We start from the raw sequence: 23,020 nt of genomic DNA on the forward strand, positions 1-23,020 counted from the left end.
TTTTACAATTAACGTTTAGTAAATTTCTCAGCAACCATGCGGTAAGTAGGGATATCCACTCCTTGTTCTTCTGCAGTTGCAATCATATCGAATAACAAACCTTGAATTTCGGATTCATGTCCTTTCGCCAAGTCCTTTTGCATGGACGCGGTACTTTCAGGATCGAGCTTGTCGATGACTTTCAGGTTATAACTAATTGGATCTTCCGGAAACTCAACTCCTAGTTTGCGTCCCAATTCGGAACTTTCCTTAGAGAGTCCAATAAATGTATCCCGCACTTTTCCAGGCTTCTGTACTTCGCCCATAGGGACATCATAATAGGCTCCTGTAACAGCCATTGCTGAGATAAACGACCATTTGATAAATGTATCCCGGTTGATATCCGGAGAAATCTCAGCCTTGATGCCACTGTCCTGGAGATCTTTCTGTATCGCTTCCAGAATGCCTGGAGCAACCTTAGTACCTTTATGTGCTCCATAAACCAAACGGAAAATCTTTCCCATTTGAGTGATTTCACCTATACCGGAAACGAAGCCGACAATGTAGATGCAACCATCAAGTACCGTAACACCCGGTACGAGACGCTGGATGCGTGGACCAGTTCCGTAGACATTCAGAATAGGGATAACAACCGTATTCTCATGTGAGTCTCTCTTGATAAGTTCAGTAATGGAATCAATGGAATAGCCTTTGACACAAACAAAGATGACATCTACTTTCTCATTAAACTCTTCTGCGTTTGTCGCCGGTATGGCGAGTGTATGTTCTCCTTTTAAGTCTGATTTCAACTTTAGACCGTTTGTTTGTATGGCTTGCAAATGAGCTCCGCGAGCAATACAAGTAACATCTTTTCCGGCGAGTGATAGAAATCCTGCAATACTGCCACCGACGCCACCGGTTCCTGCGATAAGATATTTCATGATAGATGAAGAATTAAAAATGAAGAATGATGAATTGTGAATAAACCAAGTTCACCACTCCTCATTAAAGTTGTTAAACGTTGAAACGGAAGTGCATGATATCCCCATCTTGCACGATATATTCCTTTCCTTCAATACCCAGCTTTCCGGCTTCTTTCACAGCTGCTTCCGATCCGTAGTTGATAAAATCTTCGTATTTGATTACTTCTGCACGGATAAATCCTTTTTCAAAATCTGTATGAATGACTCCGGCACATTGTGGAGCTTTCCATCCTTTCTCGTAAGTCCATGCACGTACTTCTTGTACTCCTGCTGTAAAGTAAGTTTCGAGGTTTAGCAGTTTGTAGGCTGATTTGATAAGGCGTGCTACGCCCGATTCTTCGAGTCCTACTTCGGCAAGGAACATCTGGCGGTCTTCATATGTTTCAAGCTCGGCAATGTCCGCTTCTGTTTTGGCAGCTACAATCAGAATTTCAGCATTCTCATCTTTCACTGCTTCACGTACCATATCTACATATTTGTTGCCATTCACTGCACTGGCTTCGTCTACATTACATACATACATTACAGGTTTGCTGGTCAGTAGAAACAGTTCGTGTGCAATCTTCTGTTCATCTTTAGTTTCAAAGGTTACAGTACGTGCAGACTTACCTTGTTCGAGTGCCTCTTTGTATTGAACAAGGACATCGTAAGCTTGCTTGGCAACTTTATCACCACCGGTCTGTGCTTGTTTCTGTACTTTTTGGATGCGGCTTTCGATTGTTTCCAAATCCTTTAGTTGAAGTTCATAGTCGATGATTTCTTTGTCGCGGATTGGATTAATACTTCCGTCTACGTGTGTCACATTGTCGTCATCAAAACAGCGGAGCACATGAATGATGGCGTCTGTCTCGCGGATATTAGCAAGGAACTTATTTCCCAATCCTTCGCCTTTGCTTGCACCTTTCACCAACCCGGCAATGTCTACGATTTCTACTGTAGTAGGAACGATTCGTTGAGGGTGAACCAGTTCTGCTAGCGCATTTAAACGCTCATCGGGAACAGTGATTACCCCTACATTCGGTTCGATTGTACAGAAAGGAAAATTTGCCGCCTGTGCTTTTGCATTCGACAAACAGTTGAAAAGTGTCGATTTACCTACGTTCGGTAGTCCGACAATACCACATTGCAATGCCATTTATCTATTTCGTTTTTATTTAGTTATCGGTAATTAGATTGCAAAGATAGGCATTTTGGAAGAGTTTTAGTATTTTGACTGCTATTTCTTATAAAAAAGTAGCGTCACTCATTATCAAAGGACGCTACTTTTAATGATCTTGTGATATATTCTCCCAAATGATCTTTTGTAAATATAAAGATTTTATTATGGAAGTACTTCACTTAACTTCTTTGATAATTCCTCTCCTCTCAAATTGGTTGCAATGATTCGCCCTTGAGGATCAATTAAAAAATTTGATGGTATGCCATGAACGCTGTAAAGTGCGGCAGGAGCTGCGTTCCAACCTTTTAGATCGGATACTTGTTCCCAAGTTAGATTATCTTTTTCTATTGCTTTAATCCATGCTTCTTTAGAGTTGTCAAGTGATACTCCTAATATTGTGAAATTTTTGTTTTTATATGCGTTATAAGCAGCTACTACATTCGGATTCTCTCTGCGACAAGGTCCACACCATGAAGCCCAGAAATCTAGTAATACGTATTTTCCACGAAATGAGTTGAGAGAGATTTCTTTGCCTTCAGGATTAAGAGCCGAGAAGTTTGGAGCTATCTCGTTGATCTCCACAGACTGTGTATTATCCAGTTTGTTTTTGAATTGTTTTCCAGCTTCCGACTGTTTTATATTCTCTCCCATTTGGTTGAATAAGGCCATAACTTTCGATTTCTGTGTAGCAATGTTGAAAGATGAATTTAGCCAGTCAAAGCTTACAAAAGAATTTGGATGAGAGTTGAAGAAGTCATTTTCTGCTTGTTTCAATTTTAATTCCAGATCGTCATATTCACTTTCTATCATTTGCATTTTTACAATATCCTTTTCCTGTTTAGCCTTACTATAATCCTTTTCCAGTTGATTCATTTTTATGATGAATGTTTTTCTGGTTTCATTATATGTATATAAATCTTTATTGGAAGGAGTTCCGTCTAATATGCTGTTATCTAATGTCGGTTCATTTGAAACGACAGTAATCTTTCCCGATTCTAAATATATGGGGAATCCTTTTTTAAAAGAAGTATTACTGGAATATTGCTCCTTAGGGACTAGATAAAGATAGGCTTTACTTATGTTGGCTACTTCTCCTTCTGTATGGAAGTTTCCATCAGTCGATACTATGGAATCTATTTGTACACTGTTCTTCTCTTTTTGAAGAATGAATAACTTGCTGTTAGGGCTGTTTACTTTGACATCAAGTGTATATTTTATATTTTGCGCATAGACTCCTCCCATAGAAAGAATCAATACAATTGTCAAACTGATAACTGTTTTTAAATGTTTCATATATCAAATCGCTTTTAATATTTCTTTAACAGGTATATAATCTCCGTATTTATCTTCCATATTATAGTAAATATAGAAAATACGTTCTTCAGGGTCATAATAACTTTGTGTTTCTGTGTCCTGATGTATAATTGATTGTAAATAAGGTTCCAGAAGCAAGGTGTTATCGTCATTAATAGTTATTTGGTAATAGTCTGTATTGTAATCTAAAGTATTGCTACTCGACATATTGCTTTTATTGGCCAGTGGTAGCAGAATCTTTTTACTAGTTGCAGCAGTAATCTTTTTGTTAAAATCTCCTTTCGCTGTATTATTGATAGTACATGATGATATATAGTTGCCGGCATATATGTTTTTTATTCGAATGACATATAAAATTGTGTGTAGATTTTCGCTTATTTCAGCACCTTGTGCTTCATATATAGTAATAGGTAGTATGTATACTTTATTGGGTAGTAACGCAAGTGTGTTGATTGTGAAATTCAAACAACCGTAAGGATTTCCTTTTTTGATTGTAACATCTGCAGTTTCAAAAGAATATAATTCTTTAGGAATCAGAGAAAAATACAGTTCAGTCCGGTCACCGTATTCTTTCTGGTTGAAACTATCTAAAGCTTTCTCGTCTACTTTGTAGGATACTCGAATATCTTGATTAGGTAATTCGGAACCTGTAGTATATACACTGATGTTGCCTTTACTAGCATTAGTTGCATCGTGTTGTGCATAATACAATGCATCTTTACTATTGACAATATATACAATTTTTTTATATTGTTCTCCAAAGTCTACTTTGTTCGAGCACGAAGTGAATAGGGAAGCAATCCCTAAAATCGTTAATAAATATATTTTTTTCATATTCTTCTTTTTGTATTATCATTCCCATCCGGGATTTTGAACTATATTCGTATTTTTGGTGATTTCAGTTTGAGGGATCGGCCAAAAGTTTTTTCGTGAACTAAACCTTTTGTAGGCATATGCTACTTCTTTTACTTGTACGACACGATAAAAACCGTCATCTTCTTTTTTATTGACAGCCATTCCTGTTACATTATCATTTTCTTCTTCGATAGCAATTTTCCATCTTCGTACATCGAAATAACGGTGTCCTTCCCAGGCTAATTCTATTTGGCACTCTTTCCGTATGAGTTGCCTAACCTTTTCTGCATTATCTGCATCTGAGAGTGTGATTCCCGGTAGCCCGGCACGGTAGCGAATCATATTGAAATATTTTTTTATTTCCGATGGATCACGAGAAACAGTTTTTTCTCCTATTGTATGAGAACCCGTTAGTTCATTTAGGGCTTCTACATAATTCAGGTAGATTTCAGCTAATCGATAGTCTATCCATACTTTAGGTTTAACCGAACCATAATAACTGCCTCCGAATACATCCTCAGGATTTTGGAATTTACGGCATAAGTAGCCTGTCATACAATATCTGAAACGATCAGCCATCCATGTTCCTGAAACGGCATCTGTACAATTTCCTCCGGAATGAAATTCTGCTTCGAAATTTTTAAAAGTACTTCTTGGACTTGAAGAACCAATATAATAAGAACGGTTAAACCCTATTGTGGCATAAAATCTCATTTCACGATTTAGATACCAACCATATACACCTGAAGGAAGTATATAACCTGAAAAATTAGTGCTAGAACTAGATTTCTCTGTAGTATATGGGTAATCAGGATCACTTCCTCCCTCCTCAATTGTTTTTCCATTGATCATATAATATGCATCTACTAGTTTTTGAGTAACATTGTAGCTACTGTACCCTCTCATTTTATTGGGACCGCAATATCGGTCTATTTCTATTCCTGGCATTGCAAAAATTATTTCAGTATTTTTTGAACCACTGACGGAACCATTAAACATATTGGCATAAGATAAATAATGATCAATGCCTGCAGCTCCATTAGGATATTGATTGTAGAAATCCGGATCAGATACTACGTTTTTAGGTAATGCAGGAGTTTTTTCATCTTCAGGAACGTTCATGAGCTTATATGTTCCTTTATTGATCACTTCTTTGGCTGCTAGAGCTGCAACGGCCCATTTGCTTTCATCCTTGATCTGGTTGATATAATTGATACCTGTCTTTTTATCTTTGAAGTCGGCATAAGATGTATTTCCATTGAATAAAGGACTTGCACTATAAAGAAGTAACCTTGACCTGGCAGCAAGTGCTGCTCCTGAGGTAGGTTTTCCAAAATCTGACGAGGGGCGTTCGTCTGGTAATTTTTGGGCTGCTTCTTCAAGAAGATTGTTGACGTAATCTACACATTCGTCCCAAGAGTTTCTGGCGATCAGAATTTCTTCTATGGGCTGTTCCAATGTGAAGCCATCTTCTGGTACTAAGCATATCGGACCATATTGTTTCATGAGTTCAAAATAAAAATAAGCTTTAAGGAACTGGGCTTCACCTATATATTCACGGAGTTGTATAGTGTTTAACTCTTTACACTCTGGTGCGCGTTTTATGAAAATACTGGCGTTACGTATACCTTCATAGTACCTTTTCCATTTCGTGAACTCTTTATTATTAGATGTGAAAATGTTATTGCAAAAGTTATTAACGCCATTAGGCTCTACATTAAATGCCTCATCTGCACATAATATCCATGGAATGGATTTGGGATTATCTCCATCCCATGTTTGACCGGGGGATGGTAAGTAACTGTATACATTATAGAGGAATTGTTCTGTTAATCCTTTTTTCTGAAAAACGGTATCCAATGATTGCATATCATTGATATACTGGTCAATATCCAGATAGTTACAGGATTGTATGAAACATGTACATAACCCTATTAGCAAGGAAATGAACGGTAAGTATATAATTTTTCTTATCATAATTTCAAATTTTAGAATGAAGCTTGTAAGTTTAAGGTAAAGGAACGTGTGAGTGGGTAGATTGCACCGTTTTTATCAGCTTGTTCCGGATCCCATATTTTCACCTTGTCCCATACATGTAGATTATCTCCAATCACTGATATTCGTAATCCTTTCATATATATATTGTGCAATAACTTGTTTGGCACAGTATATCCGATTTCTATGGTTTTCAATCGTAAAAAGGCACTATTCCCTAACCAATGAGTTGATTTTTGAAAATTATTTTTGTTTGTACCATAAGATAATCGTGGAAAACGTGCATTAGGATTTTCTGTAGCTTTATCTCCTGAAAACGAAGCTGGTATCCAGCGGTTTGACGGATCATTGACGATACTAAGAATATTTCCTGTCTCTCCTTTCTGGAACGGGAAGTATGCTTGCCCTCCATAAAAGAAATCCGAAGCTCCGGAACCCCTGAAGAAAATACCTAAGTCCCAATTCTTATAAGAGAAATTACCAGCAAATCCGTATTGGATACGTGGGATGTTAGAGTTTCCTATAGGTACAATATCTTCTTCTGTGATAGCATTGTCTCCGTTGACATCTTTGTATTTAATATCACCTGGCATTACGTTGCCAAATTGTTGTGGGCTGTTTTTAATATCATCTTCATCACGGAAATATCCTAGTGCTACGTATCCATAAGTTATATTCAAACTTTGTCCTTTTTTGGCTAGGTAGGAATATTTATAGTTTGGTTCGTCGTATTCTAAAATCTTATTTTTGGTAATTGTAAAATTACCTCTTAATTCATAGGAAAAATCATCACCTATTTTGTCATGATAACTCAGTGTTCCGTCATATCCGTAATTTTTCATTTTACCTACGTTTCCGTAAGGGGTAGTTGGTATACCCATGATATCTGGAAGTTGGGTACGTTCCATAAAAATACGACTTCTTGTATCATGGAAATAATCAAATTCCATGGAAATCTTATCAAATAATGTGATGTCCAGTCCTAGGTTATGTTTGACAGCTTTCTCCCATTGCAATCCTTCTGAACCTTGTTGAGTAATACCGATACCTTTAAACACGTTTTCTCCACGATCACCAAATTTATATCCATCAGTAGAGCCGACATAAGTCAGGAATGGGAAGCGTTGGTTTAATTCATCATTACCTACCAGACCAAATGAATATCTTATCTTCATCAGTCTGAGGAAAGGTAGTTTTTCTTGTATTGCTGCGTAGTTACTAATTACCCATCCTAAAGCGATGGAAGGGAAGAAGCCGAATCGTTGTCCTTTAGGAAAGTTTTCAGTACCGTTGTATCCAAAGTTAAATTCAGAGAGGTAAATATCCTTGTATGAATAAGTTATTCTTCCTGCAATTCCTTGTGTACGTACCGGAATGGAACTTATTTCGTCTGTAGCTCCTGTTGTGTTGTAGCTACTTTGATTATATAAAAATAATCCTCCAATTCTATGCCATCCAAACATTCGTTCATAATGGAGTCGTGCTTCAGCATAAACTTTTCGGTTGCCTCCCGAAGTCGGAGTATATTCTATGGGTTGAGCTTCTACGGTTTTTTCAGTGAGCAATTTACCAGTAGAACTATATCCGATTGCTTTGTATAGTTCCGGCATTTTCTTTCGTTCTCCATTATGATAATTATAGGAGTCGAATGATATGGAAGCCTCAAAACTTAACCCCTTGGTTATCATTCCCAAATCTTGATTCAGTTTCAGTGTTGATTGCAGTGTGTTGTTATATTCACTAATGTATCCGGTTTCATTCAATAGAACGTATGGAGATGTTGCATCATCTTTTCCGTATGCGGGAAATTGTCCATTAGTATATACTTTAGGTACGTTTAAAGGGTTCATATTTGCTTGTGCACTCCATATAGCGTTTGTTGTTCCAATACCCGGGCGATTCATATCGATAATGGTAGTAGCCAGATTTAAGCTAATAATGGTCGATTTTGTTACATTCACATCGATGTTGGAACGGAAGCTATATTGGTGACGTTTAACATTGGTATTGTATTTATGTATATTTGATTCTTTGTAAGCTGCATCGTTGCCTCTATAATTGAGACTCATAAAATAGCGTGCAATGCTACCTCCACCAGAGATATTCAAGTTTGCTTGCCAGCCAAAAGTTGCTTTTTTTAGTATCTCATCCTGCCAATTGATATCGGGGTAGAAGTTGTCATCCAAATGGTATTTTATTACTTCAAACATTCTATCATCGTAAAGAGGCACTTCTCCACGTACTAACTTCGCTTCATTTGCCAGATTAGCATAATCATAAGCTCTTAGATATTTAGGGAGTCTGGGAAGATATTCAATCATTGTTTTAACATTGGCACTAATAGACATCTTTCCTTCTTTACCTCTTTTAGTAGTAATCAATACAACTCCATTTGCGCCACGAGCACCATAAACGGCTGTAGCTGAAGCGTCTTTCAGAATGGAAAAACTTTCTATATCTTCCGGGAGAAGATTGTTGAAGTCATTTTGCGTGCGTTCTACTCCGTCGATCAGGAATAAAGCAGTTGATTTTGCCCCAAAAGTACTGATACCACGAATCCAGAACTCTGAAACATCTGATCCGGGTTCTCCACTTTGCTGTACTCCGATGATACCAGCCATTCTTCCGGCTAAGGCATTGGACATTGATGTGACCGGTGAGCTTTTTAAATCATCTATATTGATGGACGAAATAGCTCCCACTACACTCACTTTTCTTTGTTTGCCATAAGCTACTATTTCTACTTCATCAATTTTTCCAGTTTCTTCTTCCAATTCGATATCCAGTTTACTGGTCTTTTGGCTAATTAGTTTTTCTTGAGATTTATATCCAATAAAAGAAAAAACTAATACGTCAGATATTTGTACTTTTATTTGATATTTTCCATCAAGATTAGTGACAACACCTGCACCAGGCTTATTTTTAATATGGATATTTACTCCGGGAAGTAACTCTCCTTTGGATGTAACAACACCAGTAAGATTGAATGATGTTTCTTGCGCCTTTATTGTATTGGGAAGGCAGAGTAAAAGACATGCAAGAAGGATATATGTGTTTTTTTTCATTTTTCTTTCAGTCTAAATTAACTATTGAATTGCAATACATCGAACGCGGTGATTTCCAGCATCTGCGACATAAATAAAATCTTCAGGGGATATAGTTACGTCATAAGGACGGTAAAATAATGCTTCTTCTAGACTTCCATCTTTATGTCCTCCTTCTGGATTTCCTATAAATGTGCTGACCTCTCCTTCTGGGTTAATCATGCGAATAACATTGTTTTTAGAATCAGCTATATACATATTACCTTTACTGTCGAATGCCATTCCTCTGGGTTCATAAAATGTTGCATTCAGGCGTGGACCATTATTAAGTCCACTTTGATTCAATGTTCCAGCATATAACTCAAAATCGTCACTTTCTAATGTTTTAATGCCTGCTTCAAAACGAATAATTACATTTTCGAATCTAGTAGATATGTAGATATGATTGTCTTTGGGATTATACGCTGCATAATAATCTACACCACTTCCGTCAGCTTCAATATCAATGAGATCACTTGGAATTTTACCAATCACAGTGATTGTTTCTGTCTCAATGTTTTTTTGGGCAATTTCTCCCTTGTAACCAATATAATATACATTACCTTTAGAGTCTGTCACTGTAGTAGCAGTACCATATCCCATATCAACAGTATTTGGTACGACCGAACGCAACCAACTGGAATTACAGTCTAATTCATTGGACATGATACTATTTCCTTCCATTCCTATATAAAGTGTTGAATAATCTGGTGAAAAACTCAAGCCATATATAGATCCATCTTCAAATAGAGTAGTTACTTTACTTTCTTCTATGGAAATTAATCTTAAGTAATCACCTCTATAGTCAGAAGCAACGATATTGCCTTTGTCATCTACAGCGATGTATTCAGGGGATGCAAATGCGGCTTCCAATGCATTTCCGTCAATAACGTCATATTCACCACTACCGGCAACAGTTGTAACAGAAGAAGTTACGATATAAGTGAATTTCTCTTTTAATACCCCTTCTTTATCATTAACAATTACTTTAACGATGTGTTCTCCTCCCGTTTGCCGGGGATTTAACACATACAAGTGTTCGCTTTTAGCAGTAATGATTTGTGCTTGAACATCATCAAAGTAAACTTTGATTTTGGATTTGTCCACTCCGAAATTTTTTCCATGAATAACAAGTGGTAAAGCTACAGATCCGGTTTCTGGAATGATAGCATTAACTTCTACAGGAGCATTTGGATTAAATTGGTTCTCGTCCGAATCAGAATCCTTACATGAGAAGAGTAGGGGAAATACTAGGGAAAAGATTCCAAGAAACTTCAACCTCGTTCTTACATAATTTTGTCTTCCTAATTTCATATTTCTTATATTTTATTTGTGAGTATGCGCAAAGATATAAAAATATTATATTAACAATATAAAAAATTAAGTTTTTATCATAAACAACAATATATAACTAATGCTCTTCTATCATTGATATTGTGCCTAGTATATATGTGGTTTTATTTCTTTGTTTTGTTTTGCTCTTTTTTTATAAAAGGTCAGTGAGTTTTTCTAATAACATTTATTTGTAAATTCAGAGTGGTATGAATGTGTAAAATAGTATAGAATAAAGATTTTAAATAATATCTTCTTGGGATTAAGTGGTTGTTAGTATGGTATAAAAAAAGAGGATACTCGTGGGGAACAAGAGTATCCTCGGTAAAGAGTAAGTTATAAAGTCTGGGCTTTCGCAAGAACAGACTTATACTCTTTGAAGTTCAATTAGGAAGGGTATTGTTCTTATTAATACCCTTCGTTTTTCTAATCACAGATCGGTATTTGTACCGATTTTGTGTCAGTTCTTACTATTTTCAGTAGACAGAACAATAATATCACCTTCAACCTCAATAGTTGATATTTCGGGGATAGTAATTGTTACTACAGATTTAGCAGACTTATTTTGCTGTAAATCATTACCGCCATTATACCAATCGATTATAGAACCGGTAATTGTCAACTTATCTCCGAAAGATGGGTTAGGCTTCAATCCATAATTAAAGGTGATACCAGCCTTGTCAAGTTTATAAGTGTCTTTGCCATAAGTAGTATAAGTACCTTTTTCATAAACTATTTTATCATCTCTGTCTCTAATAACTACTAGGTTAGCAAGATCTTTAGAATCATGGTTGGCCATGTAAGTTTTCAGAGTCATAGCATCAACTTCAGCACTGAATGGAGGAACGAAACGAACTACGTATTCTTTCACGCATTTTTCACCATTTGACAAGTCAGCTACCATTTCAACATTGTAGTCACGAGAACCTTCACCTTTAGCAAACGGAGTAGTCAGTTTAATCTCCTGATCTTTATAATCTGTACCGGAGATTGAAGCACCAGTCTGATTTGTACCTTTCAAGCGGAAGTAAAGTTTAGTGTGGTTGCCCGGCAATTGATAACCGCTCATGTAATTCTTGAACTGTTCCTTCATTTCACTTACAAGTTTCCATGAGTTGTCTTCCATCTTACCCTTAACCTGAACGATGTTAGTACCAATCAGATAATCAGGATTCAGTTCGGGGAATGCTTTTGTATGAACTACGTTGTAAGTAAATGTGATAACTACATTCTTATTCACGAAGTTATTTTTCGCAGTGTATGTAACTTTTGCCGTTCCTTCACCGAGAAGCACTTTAGGAGTCATTTCAATCCATGCCATAGCAGTTTCGGTAGTAGAACCGGATGTATAGGTCCAGCCGCTAGCGGTTACACCTGTCTCTTGAGTTATCTTGTAAGTTTCATCATAGTTCTGCTGGAATGTTTCCTTAGTCATACCCAATACGTCATAAATTTCGGCATTGGCTCTATCCCATGATAATTCGTATCTATTATAAGGAGTGGCGATAGAAGAATATTCAATATCTCCTAATGCAACAGCAATAGGCAAGTCACCTTTTTCTACAGATTCAACAGCTGTTATTTCTGCTTTAACATAACCGCTTGCAACAACAGTGCCATTCACTTTTGCTGTCACAGTAAAGATCGGAGTACGACCAACAGAAGCAGTACCTTGAGCTAACCATGCTTTATCAACGACAACAACACCGTTCTTATCAGGGGCTGTTACAAACTGTTGTTGATTAGTCTTTCCATCACTTCCCAGATATTTCTCCGGTTTAGCATATTCATAAGTAATGTTTTCCACACCGATAGAAGCCAGAGATTTTTCAATTTCTTTAGCCCATGCTTCTGTAATCTTACTTAGATTTAGTTCACCTGTATAGATAAATTCTGCATCAGCTGGAACACCAAGTGCAGGCACTGTAGTGGGATAGTAAGATACAGGTGTAGTTGTTGCTTTTCCATCTTTGATCTTAGCAATACCATATTCTTTTAGTTCAGAAGCTTTGACTACTGCATAGTCTGATACAATTTCAGTAGCATCTTCTTTATTAGTTGCTTTCAGAGCAAAAATAGCTTCCTGGTTTGCTTTCAGATAATCCAAAGTCTTTGTTGATTGCAGTTGGAAAATCATGCCACCCTCTTCGCCTTTTTTTGCACTCATAATCTTAAGCAAAGATTCATTGTCGCCGGCTACACGAGTTTCTACAACACGATCAATGAAAGACCATTCTACGTTTTTCACATCTGCGTTTTGAGGATTCAAGCGATAAGTAACAAGAGGATTGTTTGATACCAGGAATTCATTCTTCTTACTTGTATTATTATATACCAAAAGAGAATAGAAGTCAATAACTCCCATACCTAGCTTCGTGTCGATTGTTCCAGGTACAAAAGCCAATGAGCGAAGAGTATCTGTCAATTTAATCTTAACAGGACCTTCACTTTTATCTACGTTGTTAAGAATAAGATAACCATTTTCTGTATCCCAAATGGCAGAAACAGCTTCTTTTCCTTCAGGAATACAAGGGATGGTAGTTACTTCTTTCGTTTCTTTTCCATCAGCAGCTTTGGTCATTTTTACCCATAAACCAGCTTCTGCGCCATCAGTACCCGGATAATAATAAATGGTAGGTGCAGAAACACCATCATTGCCATCGTTACCATCATTGCCATCATTACCTGCTTCGCCCTTTATACCACGAGAAGGCAGACCGGAGTCTTCGCCGTCCAAGAACCAGTTCCCATTCTCTCCGATAGTAACAACTGTACCGTTGGTTCCGTTGGTTCCGTTTGTACCATTGGTTCCATTAGTTCCATTAGTACCGTTCTTTAATTCAAATGTTTTGTTGTCGCTCAATGTTACAGTAACTCCATTAGCAGTGGGTGTTACATTTGTAATAACAGCACCCGCATTAATCCGAGCTTTAAGGTCCTCCAAACTTTTCTCTACGGAAGTGATCCGTTGATCCAGACTATCGATGTCGTCATCATAGTCTTTACAAGACGTAAAAGTCCCCATAGAAACCGTCAATAAGGCTCCAAATAGGATAACGCTTAAATACTTTTTGTTCATAATAAAAAAATCGTTTAATTTATAAATTAAAAAAAATAAATTCCTTTAATTTGCTAATTCTATTAGCAGTTTGGAGGTGTGTCAAAACTCAGGCACATCTCCTTTTTTTGATCTAAAACATTCATTTTCCTTTTTTGTCTATGCGGCTATTTTTTGCCTCATTAAACGATAAGTCGTTACATTCCCCGCATTTTGAGCCACACATGGTCTGAGAGCGATAAATATAGCGTGTACATTCTTTCCCTTTCTCGCTTTTAGCAGTTTTGCACACATTTTTTTGATATTAAATGCTATAGCAAAGAAGGCAAAGTCCATTGTAACCTTGTCTTGTCCCACATGCCGGAACCTTCTGTATGCCATGTTGTGTTTCATTTGTCCAAAAACTGCTTCCGGTTCTATACATCGCCTTCCCCTATGCCTGATGCCTTCTTCCGAGAGCAACCTTTCCCGTGCCTGCCGTTTGTATTGGTTTAACCGGTGGTTTACTTCTATAATACGGTTCCCCCGGGCTTTAAAGCAACTGCCACGCAAAGGGCACCCTTCACATCTTTGTGCTTTATACCGGGCACTTTCGGTGATGTATCCGCTCGCAGTCTTGTCACATCTGGTTCCTATACGGTTCATGTGCTGCCCCATAGGACAAACGTAATAATCCTCTTCCGCATTGTAATGGAGACTCTCCGTATGGAATGGATTGGGGGTATAACGGGGACGCCGTTCTTTATGGAAGTAGTTGTACTTGACAAAGGCTTCTATCCCATTATCTTGCATGAACCGGTAATTTTCTTCCGAGCCGTAACCGGAGTCTGCCACACCGACAGTTGGTAAGCGGTTATAGCGTTGCTCAAAGGAGTGGAAGAAAGGTATGAGGGTCAGTGTATCGGTTGGGTTTGGAAACAGTCGGAAGTCTATGAGGAATTGGTTCTCGGTACCTATTTGCAGATTATATCCGGGCTTTGTCTGCCCGTTTCTCATGGCGTCTTCTTTCATGCGCATGAAGGTGGCATCAGGATCGGTCTTGGAATAGGAGTTGCGTTCTCCAAGAGTATCAAGATGGTTGTCGTATTCCATCAACTTGTCACGGTACTCCTCAAGTTCCCGGACCTGTTTCTTCTTTTCCCGGATGACTTTCTTTTGTTCCTTGTCCTTTGTTACAGGTTGGTGTTCCAGTACCTCTTTAAGTTCATCCACTATATCTGAGAGCATGGCGGGAGTGAACTCTACGGGGGTGTCTTTGACGGAGTTCTCTTGGGCTATGGCTTCATCCACCTGCTCCAGGAGAATGCGGATCTTATCCATCAGCTTTGTACGGTTCTTTTCGACTGTCTTGCGCCAGACAAAAGTATATTTGTTGGCCCTGGACTCAATCTTGGTACCGTCGATATACTCTACGTCAAGGCTGATGAAACCTTTGTCGGCAAGGACAAGGACCAACTGCGTGAAGACGTTGTTGATTTCCTCCTTGACACGGTTACGGAAACGGTTGATGGTAATAAAATCCGGATGTTCATTACCGGAAAGCCAGATATAATGAATGTCACGTAGGAGAAGCTTCTCTATTTTGCGGCACGAATAGATATTGTTCATGTAGGCGTAAATAATCACCTTGAGCATCATTTTAGGATGATAAGGACAACGACCGGTTGCTTTATAAAGCTTCTTGAAATTGTCAAGATTGAGATTATCAACAACAGTATTAACTATGCGAACCGGATCGTTCGCTGCTATGTTTTCATCAATTCTTTGGGGAAAAAGAACTGTTTGGTTGGGAATGTAAGGACGAAAATGTAACTTTGCCATAACGAAAAACTTTATGCCTAAAGATACAAAAACTTTGGGTAATAACAAAGCCCGGGCTTGGGAAAGTCTGGGCTTTGTGCATAAAAAAAGGTTGGGCCAGCGTTTTGACACAACCTCATAAAACACGCTGCAAATATGGACATATTTCTGAAAACAAGCAAACAAATAACATCTTTTTTCTAATAAACTATTAAAAAAGAATAGTAAAATGCACGAAACTACGAATTCTTTGTATTCACAGTCTATGAACCTTCAAATTTAAGCAAAGAATTCTCTTATCCTCATTGCATATTCCGGAATGAGGGAAATAATCTTTTTGTACTTTTTGTCAGTAATCATCCGCCCGAACGCCTTGGAGGATGTCACAAGAGAAATTTGTCGTTACCTATTAAGTAATATTCTATATCTCAGGCAATTATAGGAGTAATGTATTGTTTCGCAAAAGCAATCACTTGAATATTTGCCTCATCTATTTTCTTATTTCTAAAAGGTTTTAGATAAGTCTCAGTCACCATAATAGATGAATGTCCCATTGCTTCGGAGATAATGCCGGGATGCACCTCGCTATAATAAGCCATCGTAGCCCATGTATGGCGTGCTGTATAAGTAATATTTAGAAATGCAATAAAAAACAGAATGACGATAATTAAACGTAAAACGTTTATAATTAAGCATTTTGCGAGAATTGCAGAACAGACAGACCTGCAAAAGAAAACAAAATATTGCGACGTTTCAGTTACCAGACTGTTAGCCGCCTGTTTCGGAAACGACGGCAGGTAACCGAATTTTTACCGATAAGAACAAAGCGGATTTGTATTCACTGTTTCTCAATGTTTTGCATGCCAAAGGACGCTTTTCAAAGGAGTATTTTTACAACCTAAAAAAGAGCGTTATGAAAGTGGAAAAATTCAAGGTGCTGCTCTACCTGAAAAAGAGCGAGCCGGACAAGACCGGCAAAGCCCCGATCATGGGACGGATCACCCTCAACCGCACGATGGCGCAGTTCAGCTGCAAGCTCTCCTGCACCCCCGGGCTGTGGAACGCGCGTGAGAGCCGGCTGAACGGCAAGAGCCGGGAAGCGGTGGAGACCAATGAAAAAATAGAAAGACTGCTGCTTGCCGTACACTCGGCCTTCAATTCCCTCATGGAAAGAAAAAGGGATTTCGATGCCGCCGCGGTCAGGGACATGTTCCAGGGCAATGCGGGCATGCAGATGACCCTGCTCAAACTTCTCGACCGGCATAACGGGGAAATGAAGGCCCGTGTCGGTGTGGACCGTGCGCCCACCACACTCTCGACCTACCTCTTCACCTACCGCACGCTTTCCGAATTCATCAAGGCGAAATTCAAGGTTCCGGACCTTGTCTTCGGGCAGCTCAACGAGCAGTTCATCCGCGACTATCAGGATTTCATCCTTCTGGAAAAGGGATATGCCGTGGACACGCTTCGCGGCTACCTGGCCATCTTGAAAAAGATCTGCCGCATCGCCTACAAGGAGGGCCACTCGGAGAAATACCATTTCTGCCACTTCAAGCTGCCCAAGCAGAAGGAGACAACACCGAAAGCACTCAGCCGTGAGAATTTCGAGAAGCTGCGTGATCTGGAGATACCGGAAAAACGCAGGTCACATGTCATCACCCGGGACCTCTTCCTCTTCGCCTGTTACACCGGCACCGCCTATGCCGATGCGGTAAGCATCACCCGGAAGAACCTCTTCCGGGATGACGAGGGCAGCCTCTGGCTGAAATACCAGCGAAAGAAAACCGACTACCTCGGACGTGTCAAGCTGCTTCCGGAAGCCGTCGCGTTGATTGAGAAATACCGGGACGATACCCGCGAGACTCTTTTCCCGCCGCAGGACTACCACACGCTCAGGGCCAATATGAAATCCCTGCGCCTGATGGCAGGGCTGAGCCAGGACCTTGTCTACCACATGGGACGGCATTCTTTCGCCTCGCTGGTCACGCTCGAGGAGGGAGTGCCGATAGAGACCATCTGCAAAATGCTGGGACACTCCAACATAAAGACCACCCAGATATACGCGCGCGTAACCCCGAAGAAGCTGTTCGAGGACATGGACAGGTTCGTCGAGGCAACCCGCGATTTGAAACTTATCCTTTAATCCCTAAACAATCATTATCATGCGCAGTACATTCAAGCTCTTATTCTACATCAACCGTAACAAGGTGAAATCGGACGGCACGACCGCCGTCCTCTGCCGGATCAGCATCGACGGAAAGAAATCGGCAGTCACGACAGGCGTCTATTGCAAACCCGGGGACTGGGACAGCAAGAAGTGTGAAATCAAAACAGCCAGGGAGAACAACCGCCTTGCCGCCTTCCGCAGCCGGTTGGAAGAGGCGTACGGGAACCTGCTGAGGAACCAGGGAGTGGTCACGGCCGAACTGCTCAAGACCACCGTGTCAGGCGCCAATTCCGTACCGGAATACCTCCTGCAGGCCGGAGAGGTGGAACGCGAACGGCTCAGGGTCCGCTCCAAGGAGATCAACTCCACTTCCACCTACCGCCAGTCGAAGACCACCCAGCTCAACCTCAGGCAGTTCATCGAATCCCGCGGGATGAAGGACATCGCCTTTTCGGACATCACCGAGGAGTTCGCCGAATCGTTCAAGGTCTTTCTCAAGAAGGAGCTGGGACACAGGAACGGACACGTGAACCACTGCCTGTGCTGGCTCAACCGGCTCATCTACATCGCCGTGGACCGGGAAATACTAAGAGCCAATCCGATAGAGGACGTGGCATACGAGAGGAAAGAAACACCTAAACTAAGGCATATCAGCCGCAGTGAACTGAAGCGGATGATGGAAACCCCGCTGCCCGACCCGATGATGGAGCTGGCACGCAGGACGTTCATCTTCTCCTCGCTGACCGGTCTGGCCTACGCGGATACGAGGGCTCTCCATCCCCGTCACATCGGAACGACTTCGGAAGGAAGAAGGTATATCCGCATCCGCCGCGCCAAAACGGACGTGGAGGCGTTCATCCCGCTGCATCCCATAGCCGGACAGATACTGGAGCTTTACAACACCACGGATGACGACAGGCCGGTATTCCCGCTGCCGGTCCGCGACGTCCTCTGGTATGAGGTACATGGAATGGGCGTGGCATTAGGCATGAAAGAGAACCTGTCCTACCACATGGCCCGGCATTCGTTCGGGACCCTGACACTGACCGCAGGTATTCCGATAGAGAGCATCGCCAGGATGATGGGCCACACGAACATCGACAGCACGCAGGTCTACGCCCAGGTCACCGACCGGAAGATATCCTCGGACATGAACCGGCTGATGGAAAGAAGAAAGCCCGCGGCCGGCAAGGAAGCCGCAGGCTAAATAAAAACTGCCGCCGGAATCGTAAATGCAATTCCGGCGACAATCCTTAAACTTAAATACGATATTATACCAATGCAGGGTGATAGTTCTCCTCCAGCAGCCTCTCGATGTCCGACTGCCTGTACAGGATCTTCCCGCCAAGCTGGATATAGGGAATCCGTCCTTGGTCCCTGTAATCCTGCAGGCACCTGCGGCTGATCTTCAACATCCCGGAAAGCTCCCTGTCGGTCAGGAACCGTTCCCCGTTGAAGGGAGGACGGTTGTCACGGGCAAGACGTTCCACTTTTTTCTCCATGTCGTCCAGCAGGGCAAAGAACCTGCGGACACGTTCGTTCTCCTTGTCGATAATGCCTTCCATCTCTTCCGCTCTTTAAAGGTTTCCGTTCTTCCTTCTTTCTCTCACCTCCTTCTCCTTGCGTCTGATGCCGACGTAGACCATCAACTTCTCCACATCCCCGGGCTTGTAATAGAACTTGCGCTGGAGGCGGGTGAACGCCAGCCGTCCGGTATCGCGGAGAGTCTGCAGGGTACGCGGCGAGATGTCAAGGCGCAGGCAGACATCCTGGCCGTCCAGTCACTCTCCGGGTTCCTTACAGCGGTTTCTCTCATACAATCTGTCCACACGTGCGGACAGGTTCTCGGCGCGCGCCAGCATCCTCTCAAGGACACCGGCCTCGATGTAGCATATTTCCATATTTTCAACTCGTTTAAATATCAGTGCGAATATAAGGGAAGAAACCATGAGAGGCAAGCACGACCGGCACACTGGCAGGAATAGTCATGGATAGTCGGTTTTTGTCATATGGGAAGGAAAAAGAAAGCCGAAGCAGGTCTGGATCCACTACCCCCTTTGGGTATGTGAAAGGAACGTTGTGGTGAAAGAAAAAACTCCTTTTCACACATGGATGAGGCAATGCCGGAAGTCCGGCAATAAAAAATGTGGCTTCTCTATCCGGGTAAATGCCATGATTACAGACTTCTTCCTGTTCCTATACCATCAGGTCGGTTACCTTCAGGTTAACAACTTATCCAACCTGTGATAGATCCGGATGTGAAAAGATTACTTTGGCTGGCTATTACAATATAATAAGTAGAATCATGTCAAATCTACTGCTGCTATTGTTTGTTGATAATGGCTGGCAGTAGAACAAACTTTCGTTAAACCAATACGTTCATTCTTTATTATCAAGTTTTTAGACTACCTTTGTATTTTATTAACTCATTTACCAAACATTATGGGACTACTCAAACCGAATCAAGTTTTGAACAAAGCATATAGACAGGTTGCGATTGAAACAACAGATTTTGACTTATTCAAAAATGCCCTTCGCACATTGAGAGACAATATTGTGGATGGGCAAAGAGAACACACGCAAAAAGAACATTTACGTAATTTTCTGAGTGAAACGTTCTACAAGCCATACTACATGGCTCCCGAAGAAGATATTGATTTGGCTATCCGATTGGATAAAACTATCAAGTCCAATATAGGGTTATTGATTGAAGTAAAGAGTACCACCAACAAAGGTGAGATGATTTCTAATGACAATCTTAATCGTAAGGCTTTGCAGGAATTATTGCTATACTATCTTAAAGAACGTGTCAATAAGAAGAACAATGATATTAAATATCTCATCGCTACTAATATTCATGAATTCTTTATTTTTGATGCCCATGAGTTTGAACGCAAATTCTATCAGAACAAACAATTACGTCGTGAGTTTCAAGACTTTGTGGATGGACGCAAAACCAGTAACAAAACCGATTTCTTCTATACTGAAATTGCAACAACCTATATTGAGGAGGTGAAAGATAGCCTTGAATACACTTACTTCAACTTACAAGACTATCAACACCTGCTTGATAGAACAGACAGTAGCGCTTCACGCAAACTTATCGAACTTTATAAGATATTCAGCGATACACATCTTTTGAAGCTATCGTTCCAAAATGACAGCAATTCGCTCAACCGTGGATTCTACACTGAGCTGCTACACATTATTGGTATTGAGGAACGCAAAGAGAATAATAAAACCGTGATTGTACGCAAAGCTGTGGAACGGCGTGACGAGGCTTCATTACTAGAGAATACTATTAACCAACTGGATGCAGAAGATTGTTTGCGTCACATAAATGGTCGTTTGTATGGGAATGATTATGAGGAACGGTTATTCAATGTTGCAATGGAATTGTGTATTACTTGGATGAATCGTATCCTTTTCTTGAAACTGTTGGAGGCTCAGATGTTGAAATACCACAATGGAGATGCAATCTATAAATTTCTTTCAATAACTAAGATTCATGACTATGATGATCTCAACACACTCTTTTTCCAAGTGCTTGCACGTGACATGGGCAGCCGCACACACTCCATTATGCGTGATTTTGCTTACGTTCCCTATCTTAACAGTTCTCTTTTCGAGGTGACAGATTTGGAAAGTAAAACAATTAAGATAAACAGCCTTTCACAACGTACGGTACTTCCTGTCTTGGCGAGTAGCGTATTACGAAATAAAAAACGCAATCTACAAGTCAACGCATTACCCACCCTGCAATATTTGTTTGCTTTTCTCGACGCTTATAACTTTGCGAGCGAAGGCAGTGAAGAAGTGCAAGAAGAGGCTAAAACACTCATCAATGCTTCTGTTTTAGGGCTTATATTCGAGAAAATAAATGGTCACAAGGATGGTTCAGTATTCACTCCAGGCTTTATCACTATGTTCATGTGCCGTGAAGCAATCACCAAGACCGTGTTGCAAAAGTTTAATGGTTATTATGGCTCAAATTATTCAAGCCATTCGAATCTTGTACCAAACAAGCTTGTGTGTTAAAAATATTTGCTGCTTTTTGAGATAAAAGAATATTTGCTTCTACCGTTATTGCATCGAATATTTTTATACCTGCAAAATCTACCAACATAATAGGATTGGTCTTGCTTGCGAAATAACCTCGCAAGGCTTCACCATACCCTGCACGCATCCATTTATTAGACGTGATATAGCAAAGAAAACCATTGGGAGTAAGCAGGTTCATACCCAACTCATAGAAGAGGCAGTAAATATCACCAGTGCGTGCATAAGTTATGTAACCCATGCATTCTAATACATCGGCACTCTTACCCATAGATTGTAACTGAATGTAAGGTGGATTGCCAATGATACAGTCAAATCCCAAGAAGTTGCCTTCGGCATCGAGTACTTCTGGAAACTCTATACGCCATTCGAATGCACCAAGATAAATTTTGTTGGAGCGTATTTCCTCAAATATATTTTCTAAAGTCGCAATTTCTTTCTTTAAATCGGCAATGCGCTTGTCCGACGCTTTCTTTTCCTTTTTTGTCGGTTCAAACAGTTGAGGCGCTTGTAAGTTTGCCAACTCAGAGCGGCGTTTGTTCAATCTAACCAATCGTGCATCCCGGCGGTTGATCTCTGTTTTCAGTTTCGACTTGATTTCTGTTATAAACGTTTCCAAATCCTGCTTTTCGCTTTTACTTTGGGCATTTTTATATTTAGCTACAGCCTCCTTATATTGGCTGATGCTGATACTAGACTCTCGCAGTACGGTCTGAATACTGTCTGTCAAAGCGAATCGGTGAAGCAAAGAATTTCCACATTTGATGTTAATGTCGATATTTGGTAAGGTTTCTAAATAAGTGTAATTACTTTCAGCCGTATAGTAAGCATTCTTCAACAATTCAATCCACAGTCGTAGGCGGCAAATCTTCACAGAGTTGGGGTTAATATCAACGCCAAATAAACAGTTCTCAATGATTTGACGCTTCTCCTTGAAAAGAGTTTCCTGCATGCGGCGACTTTCCGCATTGAGTGGGTTGTAAGCAAATAAATTACCTTCGGTATCGGTAACAATCAGCTCGTCATTTTCAATGGCAAGTTGATAGTCCGCTTTGCGGATACGCTTACCGGTAGCATCTACCAAAATACCTAATTCGTATTTCAAGAGTATCAGTTCATTGAGAGCAGACACAAGAAAGTGACCCGAACCAACAGCTGGATCACACAGTCGCAAACTGTTAATTAGTTCATTAGCTTCGACTATATTGTCAATATGGTTGTATAGTTCTATACGGG

Annotated in this window: 16 protein-coding genes; 3 read left to right on the forward strand and 13 right to left on the reverse strand. The window is 40.4% G+C overall.

Annotated features, from left to right (window positions below; translation table 11 throughout):
* Positions 1-8 precede the first annotated feature (8 nt).
* The 10 genes from CZ225_RS01615 to CZ225_RS24110 all read right to left on the reverse strand — a co-directional run bounded on the left by CZ225_RS01615 (position 9) and on the right by CZ225_RS24110 (position 16,157).
* Positions 9-920 carry a ketopantoate reductase family protein gene (locus CZ225_RS01615; RefSeq protein ID WP_077152762.1) on the reverse strand — a complete coding sequence of 304 codons (912 nt, stop codon included), beginning with the start codon at positions 918-920 and terminating at the stop codon, positions 9-11.
* A gap of 73 nt (positions 921-993) precedes the next feature.
* Positions 994-2,097, reverse strand: a complete 1,104-nt coding sequence (gene ychF, locus CZ225_RS01620; RefSeq protein ID WP_077152763.1) for a redox-regulated ATPase YchF — start codon at positions 2,095-2,097, stop codon at positions 994-996.
* A gap of 186 nt (positions 2,098-2,283) precedes the next feature.
* Positions 2,284-3,414: a TlpA disulfide reductase family protein gene (locus CZ225_RS01625; RefSeq protein WP_077152764.1), complete on the reverse strand. Its 1,131-nt coding sequence runs from the start codon at positions 3,412-3,414 to the stop codon at positions 2,284-2,286.
* A gap of 3 nt (positions 3,415-3,417) precedes the next feature.
* Positions 3,418-4,269: a BT_3987 domain-containing protein gene (locus CZ225_RS01630; RefSeq protein ID WP_077152765.1), complete on the reverse strand. Its 852-nt coding sequence runs from the start codon at positions 4,267-4,269 to the stop codon at positions 3,418-3,420.
* Between the two features lie 18 nt (positions 4,270-4,287).
* The gene (locus CZ225_RS01635; RefSeq protein ID WP_083714554.1) at positions 4,288-6,267 is read right to left on the reverse strand and encodes a RagB/SusD family nutrient uptake outer membrane protein; all 1,980 of its coding nucleotides are present in this window, start codon (positions 6,265-6,267) and stop codon (positions 4,288-4,290) included.
* Positions 6,268-6,278: 11 nt separating this feature from the next.
* The gene (locus tag CZ225_RS01640; protein ID WP_077152766.1) at positions 6,279-9,350 is read right to left on the reverse strand and encodes a SusC/RagA family TonB-linked outer membrane protein; all 3,072 of its coding nucleotides are present in this window, start codon (positions 9,348-9,350) and stop codon (positions 6,279-6,281) included.
* A 21-nt stretch (positions 9,351-9,371) separates the two neighbouring features.
* Positions 9,372-10,682 carry an NHL domain-containing protein gene (locus CZ225_RS01645; RefSeq protein ID WP_077152767.1) on the reverse strand — a complete coding sequence of 437 codons (1,311 nt, stop codon included), beginning with the start codon at positions 10,680-10,682 and terminating at the stop codon, positions 9,372-9,374.
* A 478-nt stretch (positions 10,683-11,160) separates the two neighbouring features.
* Entirely contained in the window at positions 11,161-13,779 is a 2,619-nt protein-coding gene (locus CZ225_RS01650) for a PL29 family lyase N-terminal domain-containing protein (RefSeq protein WP_129585725.1), read from the reverse strand.
* 138 nt (positions 13,780-13,917) lie between these two features.
* Complete coding sequence (locus CZ225_RS01660) at positions 13,918-15,579, reverse strand: IS1182 family transposase (protein ID WP_077152662.1); 1,662 nt, start codon at positions 15,577-15,579, stop codon at positions 13,918-13,920.
* Positions 15,580-15,986: 407 nt separating this feature from the next.
* Complete coding sequence (locus tag CZ225_RS24110; RefSeq protein ID WP_317045342.1) at positions 15,987-16,157, reverse strand: hypothetical protein; 171 nt, start codon at positions 16,155-16,157, stop codon at positions 15,987-15,989.
* 314 nt (positions 16,158-16,471) lie between these two features.
* Between CZ225_RS24110 and CZ225_RS01665 the strand changes: the two genes are divergently transcribed.
* The gene (locus CZ225_RS01665; RefSeq protein WP_004311259.1) at positions 16,472-17,701 is read left to right on the forward strand and encodes a site-specific integrase; all 1,230 of its coding nucleotides are present in this window, start codon (positions 16,472-16,474) and stop codon (positions 17,699-17,701) included.
* Between the two features lie 19 nt (positions 17,702-17,720).
* The gene (locus CZ225_RS01670; protein ID WP_004311260.1) at positions 17,721-18,932 is read left to right on the forward strand and encodes a site-specific integrase; all 1,212 of its coding nucleotides are present in this window, start codon (positions 17,721-17,723) and stop codon (positions 18,930-18,932) included.
* A 64-nt stretch (positions 18,933-18,996) separates the two neighbouring features.
* Here CZ225_RS01670 and CZ225_RS01675 read toward each other — a convergent pair whose 3' ends face one another.
* Both CZ225_RS01675 and CZ225_RS01680 read right to left on the reverse strand, forming a co-directional pair.
* The gene (locus CZ225_RS01675; protein WP_004311261.1) at positions 18,997-19,290 is read right to left on the reverse strand and encodes a helix-turn-helix domain-containing protein; all 294 of its coding nucleotides are present in this window, start codon (positions 19,288-19,290) and stop codon (positions 18,997-18,999) included.
* Positions 19,291-19,302: 12 nt separating this feature from the next.
* Entirely contained in the window at positions 19,303-19,506 is a 204-nt protein-coding gene (locus CZ225_RS01680) for a helix-turn-helix domain-containing protein (protein ID WP_032849094.1), read from the reverse strand.
* A 661-nt stretch (positions 19,507-20,167) separates the two neighbouring features.
* Between CZ225_RS01680 and CZ225_RS01690 the strand changes: the two genes are divergently transcribed.
* A complete protein-coding gene (locus tag CZ225_RS01690; RefSeq protein WP_449374840.1) occupies positions 20,168-21,763 on the forward strand; it encodes a type IIG restriction enzyme/methyltransferase in 1,596 nt (531 codons plus the stop codon).
* On the opposite strand, the gene CZ225_RS01695 is transcribed toward CZ225_RS01690, so the two are convergent.
* Positions 21,696-22,958, reverse strand: coding sequence for an Eco57I restriction-modification methylase domain-containing protein (locus CZ225_RS01695; protein WP_371737208.1), 1,263 nt, complete (start codon positions 22,956-22,958; stop codon positions 21,696-21,698). The two genes, CZ225_RS01690 and CZ225_RS01695, sit on opposite strands and share 68 nt — an antisense overlap.
* Between the last annotated feature and the right edge of the window lie 62 nt (positions 22,959-23,020).

Origin of the sequence: Bacteroides bouchesdurhonensis (assembly GCF_900155865.1) — a bacterium.
Classification (GTDB): Bacteria; Bacteroidota; Bacteroidia; order Bacteroidales; family Bacteroidaceae; genus Bacteroides; species Bacteroides bouchesdurhonensis.